This is a genomic window from Halomicrobium sp. HArcht3-1, from assembly GCF_058933345.1.
The window spans coordinates 199,253-218,944 of record NZ_JBZYDM010000001.1 but is presented as its reverse complement, the minus strand read 5'-3'; the positions used below and the strand labels follow the sequence as shown (position 1 = coordinate 218,944).

At 65.2% G+C, this 19,692-nt stretch carries 21 protein-coding genes; 14 read left to right on the top strand and 7 right to left on the bottom strand.

Annotated elements, in window-relative coordinates; genetic code table 11:
- Positions 1-10 precede the first annotated feature (10 nt).
- Positions 11-697: an SDR family oxidoreductase gene (locus AC5FRW_RS01160; protein WP_493566583.1), complete on the bottom strand. Its 687-nt coding sequence runs from the start codon at positions 695-697 to the stop codon at positions 11-13.
- Positions 698-815: 118 nt separating this feature from the next.
- Here AC5FRW_RS01160 and AC5FRW_RS01155 point away from each other — a divergent pair, with 118 nt between their 5' ends.
- The 7 genes from AC5FRW_RS01155 (at position 816) to AC5FRW_RS01125 (ending at position 6,847) form a co-directional block, all read left to right on the top strand.
- On the top strand, positions 816-1,982 hold the full coding sequence (locus AC5FRW_RS01155; protein WP_493566582.1) for an MFS transporter: 1,167 nt from the start codon (positions 816-818) through the stop codon (positions 1,980-1,982).
- 52 nt (positions 1,983-2,034) lie between these two features.
- Entirely contained in the window at positions 2,035-3,537 is a 1,503-nt protein-coding gene (gene crtID / locus AC5FRW_RS01150; protein WP_493566581.1) for a bifunctional phytoene desaturase/3,4-desaturase, read from the top strand.
- A 4-nt stretch (positions 3,538-3,541) separates the two neighbouring features.
- Positions 3,542-4,432: a prenyltransferase gene (locus tag AC5FRW_RS01145; protein ID WP_493566580.1), complete on the top strand. Its 891-nt coding sequence runs from the start codon at positions 3,542-3,544 to the stop codon at positions 4,430-4,432.
- Positions 4,425-5,276, top strand: a complete 852-nt coding sequence (gene cruF, locus AC5FRW_RS01140; RefSeq protein WP_493566579.1) for a bisanhydrobacterioruberin hydratase — start codon at positions 4,425-4,427, stop codon at positions 5,274-5,276. Before AC5FRW_RS01145 ends, cruF begins: the two co-directional genes overlap by 8 nt.
- Entirely contained in the window at positions 5,273-5,638 is a 366-nt protein-coding gene (locus AC5FRW_RS01135) for a hypothetical protein (RefSeq protein ID WP_493566578.1), read from the top strand. The genes cruF and AC5FRW_RS01135 overlap by 4 nt, the downstream gene beginning before the upstream one ends.
- Positions 5,639-5,754: 116 nt before the next feature.
- A complete protein-coding gene (locus AC5FRW_RS01130) occupies positions 5,755-6,027 on the top strand; it encodes a DUF7553 family protein (protein ID WP_493566577.1) in 273 nt (90 codons plus the stop codon).
- Between the two features lie 76 nt (positions 6,028-6,103).
- The gene (locus tag AC5FRW_RS01125; RefSeq protein ID WP_493566576.1) at positions 6,104-6,847 is read left to right on the top strand and encodes a class I SAM-dependent DNA methyltransferase; all 744 of its coding nucleotides are present in this window, start codon (positions 6,104-6,106) and stop codon (positions 6,845-6,847) included.
- 299 nt (positions 6,848-7,146) lie between these two features.
- On the opposite strand, the gene AC5FRW_RS01120 is transcribed toward AC5FRW_RS01125, so the two are convergent.
- Positions 7,147-8,376 (bottom strand): ornithine cyclodeaminase, nickel-pincer nucleotide-dependent, encoded by a 1,230-nt coding sequence (locus AC5FRW_RS01120; RefSeq protein ID WP_493566575.1) that lies wholly within the window; start codon positions 8,374-8,376, stop codon positions 7,147-7,149.
- Positions 8,377-8,414: 38 nt separating this feature from the next.
- Positions 8,415-8,798, bottom strand: a complete 384-nt coding sequence (locus AC5FRW_RS01115; protein WP_493566574.1) for a hypothetical protein — start codon at positions 8,796-8,798, stop codon at positions 8,415-8,417.
- 82 nt (positions 8,799-8,880) lie between these two features.
- Here AC5FRW_RS01115 and AC5FRW_RS01110 point away from each other — a divergent pair, with 82 nt between their 5' ends.
- The gene (locus tag AC5FRW_RS01110) at positions 8,881-9,585 is read left to right on the top strand and encodes an SOS response-associated peptidase (protein WP_493566573.1); all 705 of its coding nucleotides are present in this window, start codon (positions 8,881-8,883) and stop codon (positions 9,583-9,585) included.
- Between the two features lie 253 nt (positions 9,586-9,838).
- Here AC5FRW_RS01110 and AC5FRW_RS01105 read toward each other — a convergent pair whose 3' ends face one another.
- Positions 9,839-9,967, bottom strand: a complete 129-nt coding sequence (locus AC5FRW_RS01105) for a DUF8556 family small protein (protein ID WP_493566572.1) — start codon at positions 9,965-9,967, stop codon at positions 9,839-9,841.
- Between the two features lie 151 nt (positions 9,968-10,118).
- Here AC5FRW_RS01105 and cysK point away from each other — a divergent pair, with 151 nt between their 5' ends.
- Both cysK and AC5FRW_RS01095 read left to right on the top strand, forming a co-directional pair.
- Positions 10,119-11,051, top strand: a complete 933-nt coding sequence (gene cysK / locus AC5FRW_RS01100; RefSeq protein WP_493566571.1) for a cysteine synthase A — start codon at positions 10,119-10,121, stop codon at positions 11,049-11,051.
- 86 nt (positions 11,052-11,137) lie between these two features.
- Positions 11,138-11,704 carry a hypothetical protein gene (locus AC5FRW_RS01095; RefSeq protein WP_493566570.1) on the top strand — a complete coding sequence of 189 codons (567 nt, stop codon included), beginning with the start codon at positions 11,138-11,140 and terminating at the stop codon, positions 11,702-11,704.
- Positions 11,705-11,752: 48 nt separating this feature from the next.
- On the opposite strand, the gene AC5FRW_RS01090 is transcribed toward AC5FRW_RS01095, so the two are convergent.
- Entirely contained in the window at positions 11,753-12,961 is a 1,209-nt protein-coding gene (locus AC5FRW_RS01090) for an aminotransferase class V-fold PLP-dependent enzyme (RefSeq protein ID WP_493566569.1), read from the bottom strand.
- A 167-nt stretch (positions 12,962-13,128) separates the two neighbouring features.
- On the opposite strand from AC5FRW_RS01090, the gene AC5FRW_RS01085 reads away from it, so the two are divergent.
- Together AC5FRW_RS01085 and AC5FRW_RS01080 are read left to right on the top strand one after the other, a co-directional pair.
- Positions 13,129-13,845 carry a helix-turn-helix domain-containing protein gene (locus AC5FRW_RS01085; protein WP_493566568.1) on the top strand — a complete coding sequence of 239 codons (717 nt, stop codon included), beginning with the start codon at positions 13,129-13,131 and terminating at the stop codon, positions 13,843-13,845.
- 230 nt (positions 13,846-14,075) lie between these two features.
- On the top strand, positions 14,076-14,324 hold the full coding sequence (locus AC5FRW_RS01080; RefSeq protein WP_493566567.1) for a HalOD1 output domain-containing protein: 249 nt from the start codon (positions 14,076-14,078) through the stop codon (positions 14,322-14,324).
- 29 nt (positions 14,325-14,353) lie between these two features.
- Here AC5FRW_RS01080 and AC5FRW_RS01075 read toward each other — a convergent pair whose 3' ends face one another.
- Positions 14,354-15,541: a redox-regulated ATPase YchF gene (locus AC5FRW_RS01075; protein ID WP_493566566.1), complete on the bottom strand. Its 1,188-nt coding sequence runs from the start codon at positions 15,539-15,541 to the stop codon at positions 14,354-14,356.
- Between the two features lie 166 nt (positions 15,542-15,707).
- Here AC5FRW_RS01075 and AC5FRW_RS01070 point away from each other — a divergent pair, with 166 nt between their 5' ends.
- Positions 15,708-17,282: an ATP-binding protein gene (locus AC5FRW_RS01070; protein WP_493566565.1), complete on the top strand. Its 1,575-nt coding sequence runs from the start codon at positions 15,708-15,710 to the stop codon at positions 17,280-17,282.
- Between the two features lies 1 nt (position 17,283).
- On the opposite strand, the gene AC5FRW_RS01065 is transcribed toward AC5FRW_RS01070, so the two are convergent.
- Positions 17,284-17,787: a GNAT family N-acetyltransferase gene (locus tag AC5FRW_RS01065; protein ID WP_493566564.1), complete on the bottom strand. Its 504-nt coding sequence runs from the start codon at positions 17,785-17,787 to the stop codon at positions 17,284-17,286.
- A gap of 199 nt (positions 17,788-17,986) precedes the next feature.
- Here AC5FRW_RS01065 and AC5FRW_RS01060 point away from each other — a divergent pair, with 199 nt between their 5' ends.
- Positions 17,987-19,675 (top strand): hypothetical protein, encoded by a 1,689-nt coding sequence (locus tag AC5FRW_RS01060; RefSeq protein WP_493566563.1) that lies wholly within the window; start codon positions 17,987-17,989, stop codon positions 19,673-19,675.
- Positions 19,676-19,692 lie beyond the last annotated feature (17 nt).

Below are 19,692 nucleotides of genomic sequence, written 5' to 3'. Positions count from 1 at the left end.
TCGGTGCCGGTCAGCGCGTCGCGCGTCGCCAGTCTGCCCGCGTCACGACGCTGTCGAGTTCCTCGTCGTCGAGTGCCGTCGCAGCCCAGTAACAGAGTTCGGCGGCCTCACCGGGGTCGTGACCCGCCTCGCCGGTCAGGGCCGTCGCGGTCTGGCCGGGATCGACGCGTGCGACCGGCACATCGATTTCCGCGGCGAACGTCCGGGCAACGGCGTCGGCGGCCGCCTTCGAGACGCCATAGCCGCCGTAGCCCGGTGGCGTTCGCTCGCCGAAGGGACCGACGGGGACGACGATCCGACCGTCGTCAGCCAGATGTGGCAGCGACTCCCGGATCGTCGTGAACACGCCCCGAGCGTTCGTCCGCAGGTGGTCGTCGAACGCGGCGTACGACGACTCGGCGAGTGGTGTCTCACCCGGGTCGCCGTGGTAGACGCCGGCGTTGGCGACGACCACGTCGATGGGTCCCTCGCGGGCGGCCCGTTGCAGCAGGCGTTCCACGTCGAACTCGTCGCGGACATCGGCACGGAGGGCCGTGACGGACACGCCGTCCCCCCGGAGTGTCTCGGCGACCGATTCGACCGCCGCCCGATCACGCGCACAGCAGACCACGTGGGCACCGGCGTCACCGAAGCGCTCGGCGACCGCCCGACCGATCCCGCGACTCGCACCAGTGATCACGACCGTCGCGTCGTCCATACGTCGCGTAAGCACTGCTGACCAAAGCGCGTTGCCCCGGTTCGAAGGATTCGTTATCTAGTTCAAGATTCTTCTTCGAAATCGGTGGCTTTTCACCGACGAGTTCGCTTGCTTGGCTATGAACCAACGTCGGCTGTGGACCGTCGCGATCTTCCTCTTTACCATCGGCGATGCGCTCGCATTGCAGGTCCGTGGGGCGATCATCCCGAGCCTCAGCGAGGAGTATCAGGTCGGCGAGGCGCTGCTTGGGCTGGTCGCACCCGCGGGAACGGCCGGGTTTATCGTCGCAATCCTGCTGGTGGGGATCGCCGCCGGTCGACTGAACGTTCGACGAACGGTCCTCGGGGCGCTCGGCGTCGCCGCCATCGCCTTCCTCGTGATGGGTGCGGCACCGATCTACCCCCTCTTTCTCGGCTTCCTGTTCGTGCAGGGCAGCGCCGACGGCGTGGTCCGCGGTCTCGACCGCCCGATCCTCAGCCACCTCTACCCGGGCCAGCGCGGTCGAATCTTCAATCTCTACGCGCTCGTGTGGGCGACCGGCGCGGCCGCCGCGCCCATCTTCGTCAACGCCGTCCTCGCGGTCGGGGAGTGGCGCTGGGTGTTCTACCTGCTGGCGCTGGTGTTCGTCCCCGCCGCAGTCCTGCTCAGTCACGCCGAAAAGCCCTCCATCGAGGGCAACGAGCGGGTGGTCTCGAAAGCGCGATTCCTCGAACTGCTTCGCGACCCCCCCGTGACCGGCATGACGCTTGCGCTCGTGTTGAGTGGCAGTATCGAGGGCACGTTCTTCACGTGGCTGCCCTACTACGCCGGCCAGTTCCTCGCCGACTCGCAGGCGAACCTCCTGCTGTCTGGCTTTCTGGCGACCTACATCCCCGGCAGAGCCGTCTACAGCGTCCTCGTCGAGCGCGTCGATTCGCTGTGGCTCGTCGCCGGTCTCTCCGTGCTGACTGCACCCGCACTCTATATCGCCTTCACGACGACTTCGACGACCGTGCTGGTCGCCGCCGTGCTGTTCTCCGGGGCGACTGTCTCGGGCCTGTTCCCGACAATCTCGGCCTTCGGCGTCGACACGCACCCGACCTACAGCGGTCCGGTCAACGCTATCGCCACCGGCGCGAGCTATCTCGGCCTCTCTGTCACGCCGGCCCTCGTCGGCGTGCTGGCGAGCCAGTTCGGGATCGGCACCGCGCTGTCGATGCTGCCGGTGCTCGCAATCGCCTTCGCCGTGATCGTGGTCGTGCTGCGCGTGCGGATCGGAGCGCCGGACGCGACGGCCGCCGCGTAGCCCCACAGGTTTGGGGACGTATTTAACACCGACGCCGCCTTCTGTTCACTTAATGAGTGACCTGTCTGGTGACGAGATCGTCGTCGTCGGTGGCGGCGTGGGTGGCCTCTCGACCGCGTGCTTCCTCGCGGACGCGGGGGCCGACGTGACCGTCGTCGAAAAGAACGAACAGCTGGGCGGCCGTGCGAGTCGGCTGACAGAAGACGGCTTCCGCTTCGATATGGGACCGTCGTGGTACCTGATGCCCGACGTGTTCGAGCGATTCTTCGCTCACTTCGACCGTGAGCCAAGCGACTACTACGATCTCGACCGGCTCGATCCCCACTACCGGATCTTCTTCAAGGACGGCGACCAGCTCGACGTGACCGGCGATCTGGCGGAGATGCGCACGAAGTTCGAGCAGTACGAACCCGGCGCGAGCGAGGCCTTCGACGAGTATCTGGCGACGAGTCAGGAACACTACGAGACGGCGATGGAACACTTCGTCTACACGGACCGGCCGCGCCTGCGCGACTGGGTCGATCTGGACGTGATGCGGGCCGCGCCCGTGGGTCTCTCGCTGATCGGCTCGATGCAAGGCCACGTCTCCGACTACTTCCAGCACCCCAAGCTCCAGCAGATCATGCAGTACACGCTCGTGTTCCTCGGTGGCTCGCCGACGAACACGCCCGCGCTGTACAACATCATGAGCCACGTCGATTTCAACCTCGGCGTCTACTACCCGACCAACGACGAGGGCGAGGGCGGCATCGGCGTCGTCGTCGACGCCTTCGTCGAACTGGGCGAGGAACTGGGGGTCGAGTACGTCACCGACTGCGAGGTCGACGAGATCACCAAGCGCCGGGATAGCTTCCACGTCGAGTCCGTCGACGGCGACGTGTTCCGACCCGACGAGGTCGTCGTCAACGCCGACTACGGCCACGCCGAGCGCGACCTCCTGCCCGACCACGAACGCCAGTACGACGACGACTACTGGGACGACCGCACGCTCGCGCCCTCTGCGTATCTCATGTACCTCGGCATCGAGGGCGACGTAGAGCCACTGGCCCACCACACGCTCGTCTTGCCCGACGAGTGGGACGATCACTTCGACGCCATCTTCGACCGGCCACGCTGGCCTGACGATCCGGCGTACTACCTCTGTGTCCCCTCCAAGACCGACGACACCGTCGCGCCCGACGGCCACACCAATCTCTTCGTGCTGGTCCCCATCGCCCCCGATCTGCACGACGGCGACGAAATCCGGGGCCAGTACCGCGAGAAGATCCTCGCCGACATCGCCGACAACACCGGCGTCGATCTGCGCGACCGGATCGTGTTCGAAGAGCAGTTCGCCGTCTCCGATTTCGCCGACCGGTACAACGCCAGCGGCGGGACCGCGCTTGGACTGGCCCACACACTGCGCCAGACCTCCTTGCTCCGGCCGCCGAACCGCTCGTCGGCCGTCGACGGCCTGTACTTCACCGGCTCCTTTACCCGGCCCGGCATCGGCGTCCCGATGTGTCTGATCAGCGGCGAACACACCGCGAACGAACTGATCGAGGACCAGCAGTAGGCGCATGAGCGCTGCACTGACCGACCGACTGGCGACCGCCCTCCCGCCAGAGGAGAGCCGCGTGGGCTACCTCCTGCGACTGTCACGGCCGCGCTTCTGGTTCTATCTGGCCGGTCCAGTGATCGTCGGCGTGACCTACGCGGCCGACGGGCCGGCCGAACTGTTCGCACCGGTCGCCATCGCCCTGTTCGCGTACTTTCTGGTGCCGGGGAACGTCTTCCTCTATGGCGTCAACGACGCCTTCGACGCCGACGTAGACGAGTACAACCCGAAGAAAGACGAGGACGCAGGGAAAGAAGTCCGCTTCCAGCGCGACCCCGTCGTGCTCGGCGTGATCGTACTCTCCGGCCTGCTCGTGCTGGCCTTTGTCCCGTTCTTGCCCACGAGCGCACTCGCAGCCATGGGTGTCTGGGCCGTCCTCTCCGTCGAGTACAGCGCTCCACCGGCGCGTTTCAAGACGACGCCGTTGCTGGACTCGCTGTCGAACGGGCTGTACATCCTCCCCGCAGTGATCGCCTTCGCCACCATCGAGGGCACTCTCCCCCCGACGCTTGCCATCGCCGGCGCGTGGCTCTGGACGATGGGGATGCACACCTTCTCTGCCATCCCCGACATCGAACCCGACCGCGAGGCGGGCATCCAGACGACGGCGACGTGGCTCGGTGAACGCCGCACCTACTACTACTGTGGGGCCTGCTGGCTCGCCGCCGCCGTCACCTTCGGACTCGTCCACTGGGTCTTTGGCCTGCTGCTGGGTCTCTACCCCGTCCTCGTGTTCGGTATCATGCTGGCCGGCGTCGACGTCCACGCGGCCTACTGGTGGTACCCCGCGATCAACACGCTCGTCGGCACGAGCATGACGCTCGTCGGCCTCTGGGTGATGCTGTATGGATGACCTGCTCGCCACGACGACGCGAGAGCGTGTCGTCGACCGACTGGACGATCTGGTCCTCGAAAATCGGTTCACCATCGCTGTCGTGTTTCCGGTGACGGGAGCCGTCTTGCTCACGCTGAGTGCCGTCAATCCGCCGTGGTTGCCCGACCCGCTGGTCTTTCACCCGCTCTTGATCCTGCTGGGGACGTTCGTGATGCGCCTGCCCCTCGTGGCCGGGCTGGCACCGCTGATCGACCGCCGGGCGGCCATCTCGCTGGGGCTGTTGACGCTGTACGCCTACGCCATCGAGTTCGTCGGACTGTCGACCGGGTGGCCCTACGGTGAGTTTACTTACGGCGTCTCGCTCGGGCCGATGCTGGCCGGCGAAGTGCCACTGGGCCTGCCGATCTTCTTCGTCCCGCTGGTGGTCAACAGCTACCTGCTGTGTACGCTGTTGCTGGGCGACCGGGCCGCCAGCGCGTGGATCCGCCTGCCGGCGGTGATCGCGACCGTCCTCGCCGTCGATCTCGTCCTCGATCCCGGCGCGGTGGCGCTCGGCTTCTGGGACTACGGCGGGGGCGCGTACTACGGCGTGCCGTGGTCGAACTACGAGGGGTGGGTGCTGTCGGCGACGGTGGCCGTCCTCGCACTGGACTTTGGCTTCGAGTGGGCCGACCTCCGTAATCGGCTTCGCTCCTGTACGTTCATGCTCGACGACATGGTGAGTTTCGTCATCCTCTGGGGGTCGATCAACGCCTACTTCGGCAACTGGGTGCCCGTCGCCGTCGCAACCCTGTTCGGCCTCGGCCTCGTGGTTACAGACCGCTTCGACGTGCCGACCAGACCGAGGTGGATGGACGGATGAGCGACGATACGTCCCTCGGACTGCCGGAGTATGCCGCCCTCGCTGGCGCGCTCGTTTCGATCGTCGGCACCCTCCTCCCGTGGCAGGTCACGGCAGGCGGGACGACCGCCGGCCTCGAAGCCAACGGCTTCCTCGCGATCCTCGTCGCCTTCGCCGTGCTCGCGGTGGTCGCGGTGCTACAGGGGACTCGTCGCAGTGGGCAGGCCGCGGTCGGCGGCGGTGCACTGATCGCGGTCGTCGCCGGCCACTGGATCGGTCTCGTCTCGGGATTCTCGACGGCCGGTGTCGGTGTGTACGCCACGCTGGTCGGTGCGACAGTGGTCGTCGTCGGTGGCGTCCTCCGCCTGCGCGAGACTAAGTGAGACGGACAGTGATCGCCGCTTCCCCGGCCGACCGCACGCAGTCGTACGGTCGGTCCGGCACGGAACGACCGCCGTCGATCCGAAGGATTATTCCAGCGATGTGTGTAGCGGTGAGTATGACGCGTGAAGAACTCGCGACCGCGAGCGAACTGCTCGCCGACGCAGCACAGTCCGCCGACAACGACGACGACAGCGAACGCCTCTCGGACCTGGCCGACCAGCTCGACCGGCTCTCGACGGCCGACGAGGGTCCCGACCACGGCCGACTGGCCCGCATCCAGAACGCGCTCCACGACCTCGAATCGAGTGCCGTCGACGAGGCCGCTGAAACGATCGCAGAGGCCCACGAGCACGTCAAGGAGTACCGTTCGGGCGTCGAAGGCGTCTGATCGCGGCGACGACCATCGTGTCACTTGATGACACACGGGGAACACCCTTTTTCCGACCCCACACGACCAGCATCGCATGGACGACAGTGACGCCCTGTTCGACGGCTGGGCCGAGTACTACGATAGGATCTACGACGAACAGTCGATCGGCGACACCGACTTCTACGTCGATCTGGCGACGAACGCCGACGGCCCAGTCCTCGAAGTCGCGTGTGGTACTGGCCGGATCTACAACGAACTGCTCGCCGCTGGCATCGACGCCGACGGACTGGACGCCTCGCGGGACATGCTCGACCGACTCGAAGCGAAGGCCGCGGATCGCGGTCTCGACCCGACGGTCTGGCAGGACGACATGCGGACGTTCGACGCGCCCCGCGAGTACGCACTGATCACGATTCCCTTCCGGTCGTTCCTCCACCTCCACTCGATCGACGATCAGCTGGCCGCGCTCGAACGGGTCCGCGAGCACCTCCAGCCGGACGGCACGCTGGCGCTGAACGTCTTCATCCCCAGCCACGAGATCATGGCCGACGGGATGACCCTCGATCACGAGTTCGAACTGGACGGCCACACCTACCGCCAGCACGACGAGAGCGAGACCGTCGATCCGGCGACGCCGATCGTCCGCACCGAACGCGAACTGTACCGCGACGGCAAACTGGTGTGGGAAGAGACGTTCGACCTGAAAGCGGTGTACCGTCGTGAGATGGAGCTACTCGTTCGGCTGGCGGGCTTCTCCGAGTGGACGGTGTACGGCGACTTCGACCGCTCGCCCGTGACCGAAGACAGTACCGAGCAGGTGTGGGTGATCGAGAAATAACACCGCTCGGACCGTCCTACTCCTCGCCGACCAACTGCTCGGCCAGCATCGGCACGAACGTCCGCAATCCACCTTTTTCTCCTCGGGATCGCTCGCTCTGGTCGCGACCCACTCGTCGAAAAACGTGGGCGAAAAAGCCGCTCGCTTCGCTCGCGGTCCTACTCCCCGTCGACCAACTGCTCGGCCAGCATCGGCACGAACGTCCGCGATCCACCTTTTTCCGCATCGGGTCGCTCACTCCGTTCGCGACCACTCGCGCAAAAATCTGGACCAAAAAACCGCTCGCTTCGCTCGCGGCGCTACTCCTCGCCGACCAACTGCTCGGCCAGCATCGGCACGAAGGTGCCGATATCAGTGACCATCCCGACGGCCTGCGCGCTGCCCCGATCCAGCAACTGGGTCACGGTCGCGGGGTTGATGTCGACACAGACGACGCGGGTCGTCGAGGGCAGGCAGTTCCCGACCGCGACCGAGTGCAGCAACGTCGACAGCATCAACACCATGTCGGCCTCGTGGGCCTGCTCGCGGATGGCGTTCTGGGCCTCGACGGCGTCGGTGATCGTGTCCGGGAGGGGGCCGTCGTCGCGGATCGACCCCGCCAGCACGAAGGGGCGGTCGTTGGTGACACATTCATACATCACGCCCGACTCGATCGTGCCCGACTCGACGGCGGCCTCGATACCGCCCTCGCGGATGATCTCCGAGATGGTGTAGATGTGATGTTTGTGTCCTTTCCGGGCGTGATCGAGCGTCTCGGTGTCCATCCCCAGCGACGTGCCGTAGAGGTCCCGCTCGATGTCGTGGACGGCGAATCCGTTGCCGGCCGAGAGCATGTCGATGTACCCCTCGCGGAACAACTGGGCGAGGTCCTCGCGTGCGCCCGAGTGGATGAGCGCCGGCCCACAGACCGCGAGGACTTTGCCGCCGTCGGCCTTGGTCTCCGCGATGGCCTCTGCGATCTGGCGGATCGTCGACTCGGAGGGCCGTTCCGAGGAGACCCCACCCTGCATGAAGCCAAAGGCACCCTGCTTGCCACGCGGGCGTTCTGGCGGTTCGACCTTGATACCGGTCTCGCCGGTGACGATCAGGTCGCCCTCCTCGACGGCGTTGAGGACTTTGGTGTAGGCACGGGGGTCGTCTCCGTTTTCTACCACCACTGCACAGTCCATCTCGACGTTCTCGACGCCGATCCACTCGCCGTCGTAGCGGATGTAGGTCGGGTGATTCGTCGTCGAGTAGAAGCCGTGGGGGACGACCTGATCGGCGGGAGCCGGTTCCAGCGTCGCGTCTTTGGGATCGCTCGGGTTCGCGCCGTTCTGGTGGAGTTCGTGAATGATCGACTGCAGCGTGGCCTCGTCGTCGGCCTCGACCAGCAGCCTGGCGTACGACTCCGCGGTCTCGTGGCGACCGATCTCGAACGTCTCGACGGAGAACGAGCCACCCATGTCCATGATGATGCCGAAAGAGGTCTGCATCATCCCGGAGTCGATGATGTGACCCTCCAGTTCGACCTCACGAGAGACAGTCATGCTCGAAGCGTAGTGTGGGGGGCGACAAGACGGTTTCCCTACGCAATAGTGGACTCACAGGCGACCGACCACGCACAGTCACTCGCGGCGACCAGTCGCTCGTAGAACCGACGCAGGCCGTCGGCCTCGGTGGCGGGCAGGACGTGCAGCCGAATCTGGCCGTTCCTGATCGACACGCGGAACACGTCGGCCGTCTCGTCGTCACGGACAAGCCACAGCGGCATCGGCAGTTCGATGAACTCTCCCGAGCGGTACGGACCGTCCGCGACGACGGTCTCGACGAGGTCGCGGAGGGTGGCGTGGGAGTGGTCTGTCGCCGGGTCGACCCGAAACATCGTCTGGCCCTCGTACTCGACGCCGCCACTCGACGGATAGCGTCGCCGCGGCCGCGCGGGGATCGAAAACGAGGGATCAGCCGTCATCCGGGCGACGGTAGGGCGTGATCGGATTTAAACTCGCGGGCAGAGAGGACAGTATTTGACGCTGGGAGACGAACCCACGCCCATGTGCGGTCGCTACAGCCTGTTCGCGCCACGTGGGGACATCGAAGAGCGCTTCGGCGCGACGTTCGACGACGACTACGAACCACGCTACAACGCCGCCCCGAGCCAGTCGCTGCCGGTGATCACGGCCGACGAACCGACGACCATCCAGCGCATGGAGTGGGGGCTGATCCCGTCGTGGGCCGACGACAGGAGTGACTTCGAGTTCATCAACGCACGGGCCGAGACTGTCGACCAGAAGCGCAGTTTCGCCGACGCCTACGAGCAGCGGCGCTGTCTGGTCCCGGCGGATGGCTTCTACGAGTGGACGGAAGAACACGGCGAGAAACAGCCCTATCGGGTGACGCTGGCCGACCAGACGCCGTTCGCGATGGCGGGCATCTACGAACGCTGGCGGCCACCACAGCGCCAGACCGGTCTGGGCGAGTTCGGGGCCGGCACCGACAGCGAGGACGACGAGGACGAAATCGTCGAGACGTTTACGATTCTCACGACCGAACCGAACGAGTTCATGGCCGATCTGCACCACCGGATGTCCGTCATCCTCGCCCCCGACGAGGAGTCGACGTGGCTCCACGGCGACGAGACGGCCCGCGCCACACTCTGTTCTCCCTACGACGGCGAACTGGCCGCTCGGCCGATCTCGACGCGTATCAACGATCCAAGCAACGATTCACGAGCGGTGCTGAACGCTCCCGGGGCGTAGCGTCAGAAAACGTGTTCGCTCGAAGCCGGCGTCGTCAACCACCGGGAGCGCGACGACGACGACCGGCGGAATCTGGCTATGGGGACAGGCGTGTGCTCGTGTGCTCGGCTGTCAGTCGAGCGGTTCGTGATCCCATGTCACGAACCGGCGGGCCGGTAACAGCCGACAGTCTCATATGGTTTATTGTAGTTGCTTACTGGTGATCGTATCCCCCGTGACGACGGTCACCGGTAAATCGCTACAATAATCCGTATCACTCGGAGGGGTTCTGACCGCGGTCGAACAGGTAAACCATCTGCCACATCGCCTGCTCCATGTCGCGGCCGTCTGTCGATTCTTCGAGCTTGCGGTACAGTGAATCTGATACCGTGATCTGAGGCATCGATTGTTCATAATCGTTCATAGGATATAAATGTCCGCGGACTCGGAATCGAGTTAAGCTGTACAGTTCGGGGACGGGGAGCAGATCCACGGTAAGCACCGCAGTATCGAGGGTGACGACTCAGGCGAGTCCCGCCCGTCGGATCGATTGCATGACCGCTGCTGGAGCGTCGACCGAGCGAATCGCCGCGGCCGAACGCGTCACCGACCTCGTCGGCGGGACGCCGCTGCTGGCACTCGACTCGTTCGCATCGAACCTGTACGGGAAGATCGAGGCATCGAACCCCTACTCAGTCAAGGACCGCATCGCGCTGGCGATGATCGAAGCCGCCGAGGACTGTGGCGCACTCGACGACGGAGGCACCGTCGTCGAAGCGACCAGCGGCAACACGGGGATCGGACTTGCAGCGGTCTGTGCCGCGAAAGAGTACGACTGCATCCTGACGATGCCGGCCTCGATGAGCGACGAGCGCCGCCGACTCCTGCGCGCGCTCGGTGCCGACCTCGAACTGACGCCCGCCGACGCGGGCATGAGCGGGGCCATCGAGCGCGCCGACGAACTGGCCCAGTCCGAGGGGGCGATCCGCGCCCGACAGTTCGAGAACGACGCCAATCCGCGGGTCCACCGGGAGACGACCGGCCCGGAGATCTGGGACGCCACCGGTGGCGGCGTCGACGCCGTCGTCGCTGGCGTCGGCACCGGCGGCACGATTACGGGCATCTCGGCGTATCTCAAGGAGGAACGGGGCAAGACAACGGTCACTTCCGTGGCGGTCGAACCGGAGTCGTCGCCACTGCTCTCGGAGAACGCCCCCGACAGCCACGAGATACAGGGCATCGGACCCGGATTCGTCCCGGACGTGCTCCGGCGAGAGTTGCTCGACGAGATCCGCACGATCTCGGCGGACGACGCTCGCGAGTGGAGCCGTCGCCTCGGCCGGGAAGAGGGCGTCCTCGTGGGCATCTCGTCGGGCGCAGCCCTTGGTGCCGCCGTCGAGTACGCCCGAGAACACCCCGAGGAGACCGTCGTCGTAATCTTGCCCGACACCGGGGAGCGGTACCTCTCGACCGATCTGTTCGAGTGAAGACCGACGCGACCATCGAGAAAGGGCGAGGTCCCGAGATCCGCTCGGTAGACCTTTCCCGGTGAGGTGACAGTCTCGACTGTCAGATGACCAGTTTGAAAGGACGGTATCGCCACTTCCACTACCGGCTTGCTGGGAACGTTGCTCGGATTATCTACCGGCCGATGGACGACGACCGGGCGAGAGACAGGATCCGATGGTACACCGCAGGGATGGGCAGATTGCTCGGTCCGTTCTTCGTGATCGTCTACGCGGGTGGGCTTCTCGTCTGGGTCAACGAAGCGATCGATCCGCCGGGTATCGCCCCGATCGACATGGAGTATCACGCGATCGCGCTCCTCCTGTTCGGTGGGCTACTCATCGCGTCGGACGCGATCATCCCGGCGTACATCACCGAAGAGAAGATGGATCCCGCGTATTTACTCGGAATGCACCACGTCGGCGCACTCGCGTTCGTCTACGGGTCGTGTTTCCAGTTAGTGACGGTCCTCGGTGGCGCCACCATCGACAAGACAATTGCACCGTACGTTGGAATCGCCGGCACCGATCCCGCGATCTGGGTCGCGACGGCGGCGTTCAACGTTGCCAGCCCGATTCTCCCGTACGTGCTGTTGACATGGCTGTTCGTCACGGCCAGTCGGGACCGGACGTGATCGAACGCTGACGAGTGAGCCACCGAACGGGATACTGTCAGCGGATCGCTACGCCAGCGCCACCTCGATCCGCTCGACGGCGTAGTCGGCTTCCTCGTCGGTGAGACACATCGGATTGATCGTCACGATACCGTCGTCGATCCCGTCGGCACCGACGAACACGCGCGGGTCCTCCTGTCGAAGCTCGCGGGCTAACGTCGCGGCCGTGATCCCGGCGGCGTCGGGATCGACGAAGACGGAGACTTCAGGTGCGACCGAGACGCCGTCACCGCCCGTGATTTCGGCCGTGACCGGCGCGTCGGTGAGACCGGCAACGACACGCTGGGCGCGGCGTGCCCACTCGTCCTGTTTCGCGGCCTGATCCTCCTCGACGAACAGTTCGAGCGCGCGGATGAGACCGACCAGTTCCTCCTTGCCGATCTTCAATCCGCGACCGATGCCCTGTCGGGGGACGCCGCCGAGTGCCTCGACGTCGATCAGGTCTTCGGGCGGGACGTACGCGTCCGCGGCGGCGTGCATGTCGAGGTGCTGGGCAGCGGCTGAACGGACGTACTCGCGACGGGCGGCCAGAATACCTGTCGACTGGGGGCCGCGGATCGCCTTGCCGCCGCTGAACACGACCATGTCCGCGCCCTCGTCGATAAAGCGTTCGAGGTTGTCGACCGGCGGGAGTTCGGCGGCGGCATCGACGATCACGGGCACGTCGTGATCGTGTGCGATGTCGGCGACCGTCGACAGTGGTGGGTCGGTGTACTCTTTCTGGACGTAGCCGACGGCGGCCGTGTCCTCGCCGATGGCGTCGGCGATCTCCCACGGCTCGACGTTGGTCGCGCCGGTCCCGAGGTGGCGGTCGTTCGTCCCCACGTCGACGATCGTCGCCCCGGCGGCGCGCAGCGCGTGATCGTAGCCGGTCCGATGTGTCCGGGGCATGACGATCTCGTCGGCGACTCCATCGGTGTCGGGGAGGCGTGCCATCGTCCCGAGGTCGTCGCCGGCGATGGCGGCCGCCGCTGCGAGTGTCATCGTCGCAGCGGCCCCGCTGGCGACGTAGCCGGCCTCCGCGCCGGTCACGTCGGCGATCAGATCGCTGGCCCGTGACTGGAGATCGGAGATCCGCGCAAACGAGTTCGCCGCCGCTCGCATCGCGTCAGCGGCTTCCGGCCGGATGAGACTTCCGCCGATCCGTGTTTTGGTGCCGGCGGCGTTGATCACCGTCGGGACGCCGATATCGTCGTAGATCGAAGTGTGTGCTGGCATACTGTGCCCTTCCCCGCGAGATCAATAAGTATTGGTCGTCACGACCGCACGCATCGCGCCGGGAAGTCGACCGTTCCGCGGCTGAAACATCGATTAGGAACGGCTTACCGCTATTAATGCCCAGGTACCGCAATTATGGATTTGTAGCCGACTGTCAATATGGAGATATGGAACAGGAGCGGGCGACGGTCGAACTCAAGTTCGAAATCAGAGACTCGGAGAGTTTCTTTATCGCCGTCTCCGAAGCACTGAAGTGTCGTGTCGTCGCCGAAGACGCGATCCACCGCGACGACGACTACTTTCTGGAATACTACACCGTCAGAGCACCACCCGAAACGACGGTGGAGTTCGCGCAGGGCTTCGAAAACGTCGAGTCGGCCAGAGTCGTCCGTGACACGGGCACCGAATCGCTGCTGGAAGTCGTCATCGACCGACAGGATTGCGTGATGCGAACACTCGCGACGACCCACGCGGTGATCAAGCGTACCGTCGCAGAATCGGGGACCGGCATCATCGTCGTGGAGGTACCGGGACACGCCGACGCGAGCGCCGTCGTCGACACGATGCTCGACCACCACCCGGGGACCGCGTTGCTCTCGAAGTGGCACCGCGACGATTCGGACCTCGTCGCCGTCACCGGTGCGGTTGGAACCGAACGCTACCTCTCGGCGCTTACCACGAAGCAACGCGACGCCGTCCGGGCGGCCGTCCAGAGCGGCTATCTCGCCTGGCCCCGACGAAGCACCGCGAGCGACTGTGCGGCCGCACTGGGAATCTCACAGCCGACGTTCAGCCAGCATCTGTATCGCGGACTCGAACTGCTGTTGCTCGATCTGTTCGACATCTCCGAGGAGGAGCGCGACAGCGTTCCAGCGAGTCACTGATACTGCCGGCAGTACCCGTTTCGAGATATTCGCGACCCCGGGGTCGCGAAATTCCGTCCAGACGTACAGCCGGCAGTATGAACGCTCCGGACACCCGTGTGAACCACCAACACTGAACAGGAAACCTTTCTGGATAGGCAATAGTTTGAGCACGACGAATACCATCCACACGAGTGGCAGAAACGTCCGTGCCAATGGGAAGGGCACGACACCGACTACACATGTTAAGCATGACATCAGAGGTTCCAGAGAGCAGTACAGCGCGCGATCCACCAGCTACGACCGAAGACATCGTTCGTGCCGTCGCGGAGCAGAAAGGGGTCTCCGAGACGGACCTGACGCCGCTCTATCACACGATCGATCCAGAGGCACTCGATTCGATGGTGACGCACACGGACGTCACGGTACAGATCTCCTTCGAGTACGAGGGGTACGCGATCACCGTCGAAGACGAGACGATCACGCTCGAAGCAAAATAGGGACTTCTCGCAGAATTCGTTCGACGGCGCTAGTTCGTCGTCGTGATCTCCACCACGTCGCGATGGTCGAGCAGCGTGTCCGCACCGATCTGGCGACCGCTTCGCACGTCGTGGGCGTGCAGGAAGCCCTCGCCGATGTCAGTGTGCAGGAAGTACGCGAAGTCCTCGGCGGTCGCGCCACCTTCGAGGACGAAACAGTCCTGCAGAAAGGTCCCGTCTTCCTGTGGCTTGCGGGCACCGGGGAAGATGGCGATCGCGTCCAGTTCCTCGAACAGGGCCGTCTCGATGGCCTGCTGGACGCCCGTCCCGCCGTACTCGTCGGTGAAGTCGCCGATCTGCTCCAGTGCCGCGGCCTTCTCCTCGGGCACGTCCTCGACGATCTCGAAGTCGTCGTCACCGGGTCGATAGTCCAGCACGTCCTGCTCGTCGCCGTTCTTGAGCGCCTTCTCCGCGTGGGCGCTGGCGGGCACGATGGTCAGGTGATCGTAGTCGGGATCGCTCGTGATCTCCTCGTAGTTGTCCTGTGCGGCGGGCGTGTCCATCTTGTTGGCCGCGACGACCATCGGCTTGGTGCGCTTTCTGATCTCGCGGGCCAGTTCCTCGCGGTCCTCGTCGTCCCACGCGTCGGGGTCGAGTTCGAGGTCGAGTGCGAGGATCACCTGCTTGATCTCGTCTTTGTTGGTGCGGAACGCACTCATCTGGGTCGCCAGATCCTCCTCGATAGCGGCTTCCTCGCCGTGGTAGCCAGAACGGTAGCGCTCGATGCCTTTCTCCAGTACGTCGAGGTACCACATGTCCAGTTCGTCTTCGAGGAAATCGATGTCCTCCCGTGGGTCGTGGCCCTCGGTCGGTTCGCCCTCCATGTCGGTCGTCCCCGAGAAGTCGACGACGTGGATCAACACGTCGGCCTCGTTGAGATCGGAGAGGAACTGATTGCCCAGTCCTTTCCCCTCGTGTGCGCCCGGGACCAGTCCGGCCACGTCGACGAGACGGACCGGGACGAACCGGGTGCCGTCCTCGCAGTAGCCCAGATTCGGCGTACAGGAGTGATCGAACTCCGGGGCCGCACACTCGACGCGAACGTAGGCCTCGCCGACGCTCGGGTCGATCGTCGTGAACGGATAGGCTCCCTCGGGCACGTCGTTCATCGTCGCAGCGTTGAAGAAAGTGGACTTGCCGACAGAGGGTTTGCCGACGAGTCCGACGTCGAAGCTCATGGACACAGTCACGTGAATCCGCCGTTTAAACGCTGTCAAAGCGATCGAGAGTGTGTGCGCATGCCATGGGGGGCGGTCTCGGGCAGGTCGGTCGCCGTCACCCAGCAGCGAGTCGGCCTGCCAGTCGGGGTGGGTTTAATGCGGCTGTCACCATACACTCGGTATCGTGGCACACGTCAACTACAGTGGGCTTGTCATCGCCGGCGTCGGCTTCTTTCTGACCCGGTTTACCGTCACACTCGCGCTCTACGAAGGTCTGGCACGATTTCTGCTCTCGGGGGTCGTGCCGTTGACGCTCGGACTGGGGCTGGCAGCCTTCGGCGTGGCGCTGGCCGTCGCCGATGTCGAGGCCAGCGTCGTCCGAACGACGGCACTGTGGTGTGTGTTCGGGACGGTCGGAATGCTCTTGCTGTCTGCTCTCATCCTGCTCGGGTCGCCCGAAGGCGCGTCGGACATCCAGACGGCGAGAGCACAGTCGGCGTTCTCGACGTTCCTCATCGGCGGGAGCGTCGGCGGCACCCTGACCGGACTGTACGCGGCGCGCAATCGAACACAGCGCGCCGAACTCCGACAGCAGACGAACCGACTGGTCGTGCTCAACCGAATGCTGCGCCACGAGGTCCTGAACGCACTCACGCCGATCCGCGGGTTCGGGACGGTCGACACCAGCGAGCATCCCGACGCGATCAGCGTGATCGAGTCGAGAACCGACGATATCGAGGAGACCGTCGAGGAAGTGAGCTACCTCGCCAAGCAGGCGGGCAAGGGGACGACGACCACCGCACCGACCCCGCTGTCCGAGGCACTGACAGCGGCACTCGACGCCGTCCACGAGCGGTACCCGGACACCACCATCGAGACGGCGAGCGTCGACGAGCGGGTCAACGTCGCGGCCAGCAAACGCCTCGTGCAGGTCGTCGCACAGTTGCTCGAAAACGCGATCGTCCACGCGAACGACGAGTGTCCTCGCCTCGACGTGACTGTCTCTCGCACGACCGTCCGCCTCAGCGTTACTGACGACGGCGACGGACTCCCAGAGACCCAGCAACGATTACTCGAAGACGGCGAGATCGGTGAGTTCGACGACCCGAAGGCCGGGTACGGCCTGAACGTCGTTCGACTGCTCGTCGAGAGTTACGGGGGCACAGTCGAGACCGACACCGGGCCGACCGGCACGACGGTCACCGTCGTGCTAGAACGAACGGACACCGTCGACCGGCACGTGGCAGCGAGCGAGTCGAACCTGACCGGCATCCGGCCCGACGCGGCCAGCCTGTTCGTGACGCTGGTGGCGTCGGTCCTGGCCGGCGTGCTGTTCGGCATCACGTCCGAGGAACTCGGTGGATCGATCGCCGGGATCGGCGTCTTCTACGGCACGGCCGATCCGATCATCGGCTGGCTCACGCACGAGTTCCATAGCATCGTCTTCGGGTTCGTCTTCGTCAGTCTCCGGTCGCTGGCCCCGGAACGCTACCGGACCGGCGTCTGGCCGTCGGTCGGTCTCGGCGTCGCCTGGGGGCTGGTGCTGTGGATCGGGGCCGCCGGAATCGTCGCCCCGGCCTGGCTTCGTCTGCTCGGAATGGACACACCGCTGCCAAACCTCACTGCCCTGCACCTGAGCACGCATCTCGTCTGGGGTGCGTCGCTCGGCGCGCTGACCGTCTGGGGCGACCGAGTCCTCACTCCCCTCGTCAACCGAGCCGATGGCCGACTCAGTGCCCAGATCGATCGATTTCGATAGGTCACGCGCCGATGCTCGTCTCGTAGACGTTCACCGGTAGTTCTCGACCACCGAAGGAGACGGTACGCTTGTCGACCCGATCGAAGTGCTGCTCGTAGAAGGCGTTGCCCACGTCGTTGGCAGCCAGTACCTCGTCACGGACAGTCGTCGTCCCGAGGGCTGCGAGGTGATCCGTCCCGCGGTCGAGCAACGCCTCACCGATCCCCTCGCCCCAGTGGTCGGGATGGACGTAGATGTCCAGATCACCGACGCCCGCCGGGTCCATCAGCCCGCAACTGGCGTACCCGACCACCTCGTCGTCTCTCGTCGCGACGAACAGGCCGACCTCGTCCAGTGTGATCATCTCCGTGAGCACGTCGGCGGCGTACCCTTCCTCGACCATCGCCACGATGGCGTCCTCGTCGAAGAGGTCACCGTAGGTCGCCCGCCAAGAAGCGAGCGCGACCCGCTGGATCGCCGCCACGTCCGCTTCGGTCGCCGATCGTACGGTCGCTTTCGAAGACATGTCAGTGGCTACGAAGACGAGTGACTAAAGCCCTCGCCGCGACCGACCCGCGCCACGGCTGGTCAGTATTGCCGGTGATACTCCCGCCGATAGGGCTAAGGCAGGTGACGACACAGGTGGACACAATTCAGTGCATGATGGTGTGTAAACAGCGCTACTCGAACGACCGGAGAGCGGCCGATCACCGGAGGGGGCAGCGATGAGCCTCGTTCGCAAGTTCGCCGTCCTCGTCCTGACGCTCCTGCTGACCTCGACGCTGGTGACGGGGAATCTCCTCGCTGCGGCCCACCTGACCGTCCTCGATCCGGGCTTCGTCCAGAACACGATCGAAGAAGAAGGCGGGTACGACCTCGTCGAGGACGCGGCAGTCGAGACCGCCGCCGCGCAGGTCCAGAACGTGGAGAGCAGCGGGTCCACGAACATCACCGGGCTGGTCGACACGGAGTCGCTGGTCCGCGACGCGATCGATCAGTCGTATCTACAGAACCAGACGGAGGACAACGTCGATCGGCTGTACGCCTACCTCCACGGCAACAGCGAGACGCTGAACCTCAGCGTCGAGGCAGCCCCGCTGAAAGACAACATCGAGGCGGCCGTCGAGGCCCAGATCCGCAATGCGACCGTCTCAGAGCTGCTCGAACAGTCGGAGACGGACATCACCGCGATCGCCGGTGACGGGCTGCCAGTGCAGTTCAATCAGACGACAGTCGAGCAGATGACCGCAAACGAGAGCGGCTATCAAGCGGTCAGACAGGACGTTCGAGACCAGCTTCGCCAGCAGGTGCTCGACAGTCTCGTCCAGCAGGCGTGGGAACAATCGAGCAACGACGAGAAGCTCGCGCTGGTCGTCCCGGACTACGACCCACGGGACTACACCGAAGCCGAGAAAGAGCAGATGGTCACCGACAGAGAGCCGGAGATTCGGACGGCACTGCGCGAGCGGATCGAACGAGAGCGCGGTGACCAGATCGACCGAGGGATCGAACAGCGCCTCGCCGAGGCCAACGAGACGCTCGCACCCGAGCCGAGCGGTGACGAGACGGGCATCGAGGCTGCCACCGTCGAGATGCAGACTGCCTTCGTCGCCGGGCTGACCACCGACATGACCTACGAGGAGTTCCGGGCTGATCTCGACGGCGCGAAAGCACAGGCCGCCACCGCGGTGGGCGAGGAAGTCGCCCGACAGCTCGACGAACAGCTCGACGACCGGATCAGCCTGACCGCGGGCATGGACGCCGGGACCCAGCAGGCCCTCCAGCAGGGACAGACCGCCGTGACGTGGCTCGACCGACTGGCGATCATCTTGCCGCTGCTGGCGCTGGTGCTCGTCGGACTGATCTACTTCGCGACCCGGTCGGGCCAGACCGTCGCAGGGTCGCTCGGTACCTCGCTGCTGGTGGCCGGGCTACCGATCTACCTCTCGCTTGGCGTCCTCCAGTCGATGGTCGAACAGCGCGTCGAGGCGCAACTGACCGCTGGCGACCCCAGCGACTTCGCGCAGGCGGGAGCCGACCTCGCACTCGGTGTCCTCGGGCAACTGTTCGGCCGCGTCGGGACCGTCTCGCTGGCCTTCACTGTCGGCGGGGCCGTGCTGCTTGCGGTCTGGCTGGCACTTCGCTACGACGTGATCGACGGTTCGGAGCGTGGCGAGCGGACCGCCGCCGAGGCGGCCGCAGCCGCCGATGCCGAGGCGATGGACGACGACGAAGGCGACACCGACGACGATGCTGGCAACGACGGCGCGGCGACCGCCGTCGCTGGTGACACCGACGCTGATGGGCCAGACGGTGACGCCGACGAGAGCGTGTCCGAGGACGGGCCAGTCGTCGAGGAGACGGACGACGACGGGGACGATCCGTTATCCGACGTGGTTGACGAAGAAGAGTAACGAGAGCGCGCGACGGC

Coding starts and splice junctions, on each gene's coding strand:
- AC5FRW_RS01160 (WP_493566583.1), bottom strand. CDS start 697: ATGGACGACGCGACGGTCGTGATCACTGGTGCGAGTCGCGGGATCGGT.
- AC5FRW_RS01155 (WP_493566582.1), top strand. CDS start 816: ATGAACCAACGTCGGCTGTGGACCGTCGCGATCTTCCTCTTTACCATC.
- crtID (WP_493566581.1), top strand. CDS start 2,035: ATGAGTGACCTGTCTGGTGACGAGATCGTCGTCGTCGGTGGCGGCGTG.
- AC5FRW_RS01145 (WP_493566580.1), top strand. CDS start 3,542: ATGAGCGCTGCACTGACCGACCGACTGGCGACCGCCCTCCCGCCAGAG.
- cruF (WP_493566579.1), top strand. CDS start 4,425: ATGGATGACCTGCTCGCCACGACGACGCGAGAGCGTGTCGTCGACCGA.
- AC5FRW_RS01135 (WP_493566578.1), top strand. CDS start 5,273: ATGAGCGACGATACGTCCCTCGGACTGCCGGAGTATGCCGCCCTCGCT.
- AC5FRW_RS01130 (WP_493566577.1), top strand. CDS start 5,755: ATGACGCGTGAAGAACTCGCGACCGCGAGCGAACTGCTCGCCGACGCA.
- AC5FRW_RS01125 (WP_493566576.1), top strand. CDS start 6,104: ATGGACGACAGTGACGCCCTGTTCGACGGCTGGGCCGAGTACTACGAT.
- AC5FRW_RS01120 (WP_493566575.1), bottom strand. CDS start 8,376: ATGACTGTCTCTCGTGAGGTCGAACTGGAGGGTCACATCATCGACTCC.
- AC5FRW_RS01115 (WP_493566574.1), bottom strand. CDS start 8,798: ATGACGGCTGATCCCTCGTTTTCGATCCCCGCGCGGCCGCGGCGACGC.
- AC5FRW_RS01110 (WP_493566573.1), top strand. CDS start 8,881: ATGTGCGGTCGCTACAGCCTGTTCGCGCCACGTGGGGACATCGAAGAG.
- AC5FRW_RS01105 (WP_493566572.1), bottom strand. CDS start 9,967: ATGCCTCAGATCACGGTATCAGATTCACTGTACCGCAAGCTCGAAGAA.
- cysK (WP_493566571.1), top strand. CDS start 10,119: ATGACCGCTGCTGGAGCGTCGACCGAGCGAATCGCCGCGGCCGAACGC.
- AC5FRW_RS01095 (WP_493566570.1), top strand. CDS start 11,138: ATGACCAGTTTGAAAGGACGGTATCGCCACTTCCACTACCGGCTTGCT.
- AC5FRW_RS01090 (WP_493566569.1), bottom strand. CDS start 12,961: ATGCCAGCACACACTTCGATCTACGACGATATCGGCGTCCCGACGGTG.
- AC5FRW_RS01085 (WP_493566568.1), top strand. CDS start 13,129: ATGGAACAGGAGCGGGCGACGGTCGAACTCAAGTTCGAAATCAGAGAC.
- AC5FRW_RS01080 (WP_493566567.1), top strand. CDS start 14,076: ATGACATCAGAGGTTCCAGAGAGCAGTACAGCGCGCGATCCACCAGCT.
- AC5FRW_RS01075 (WP_493566566.1), bottom strand. CDS start 15,541: ATGAGCTTCGACGTCGGACTCGTCGGCAAACCCTCTGTCGGCAAGTCC.
- AC5FRW_RS01065 (WP_493566564.1), bottom strand. CDS start 17,787: ATGTCTTCGAAAGCGACCGTACGATCGGCGACCGAAGCGGACGTGGCG.
- AC5FRW_RS01060 (WP_493566563.1), top strand. CDS start 17,987: ATGAGCCTCGTTCGCAAGTTCGCCGTCCTCGTCCTGACGCTCCTGCTG.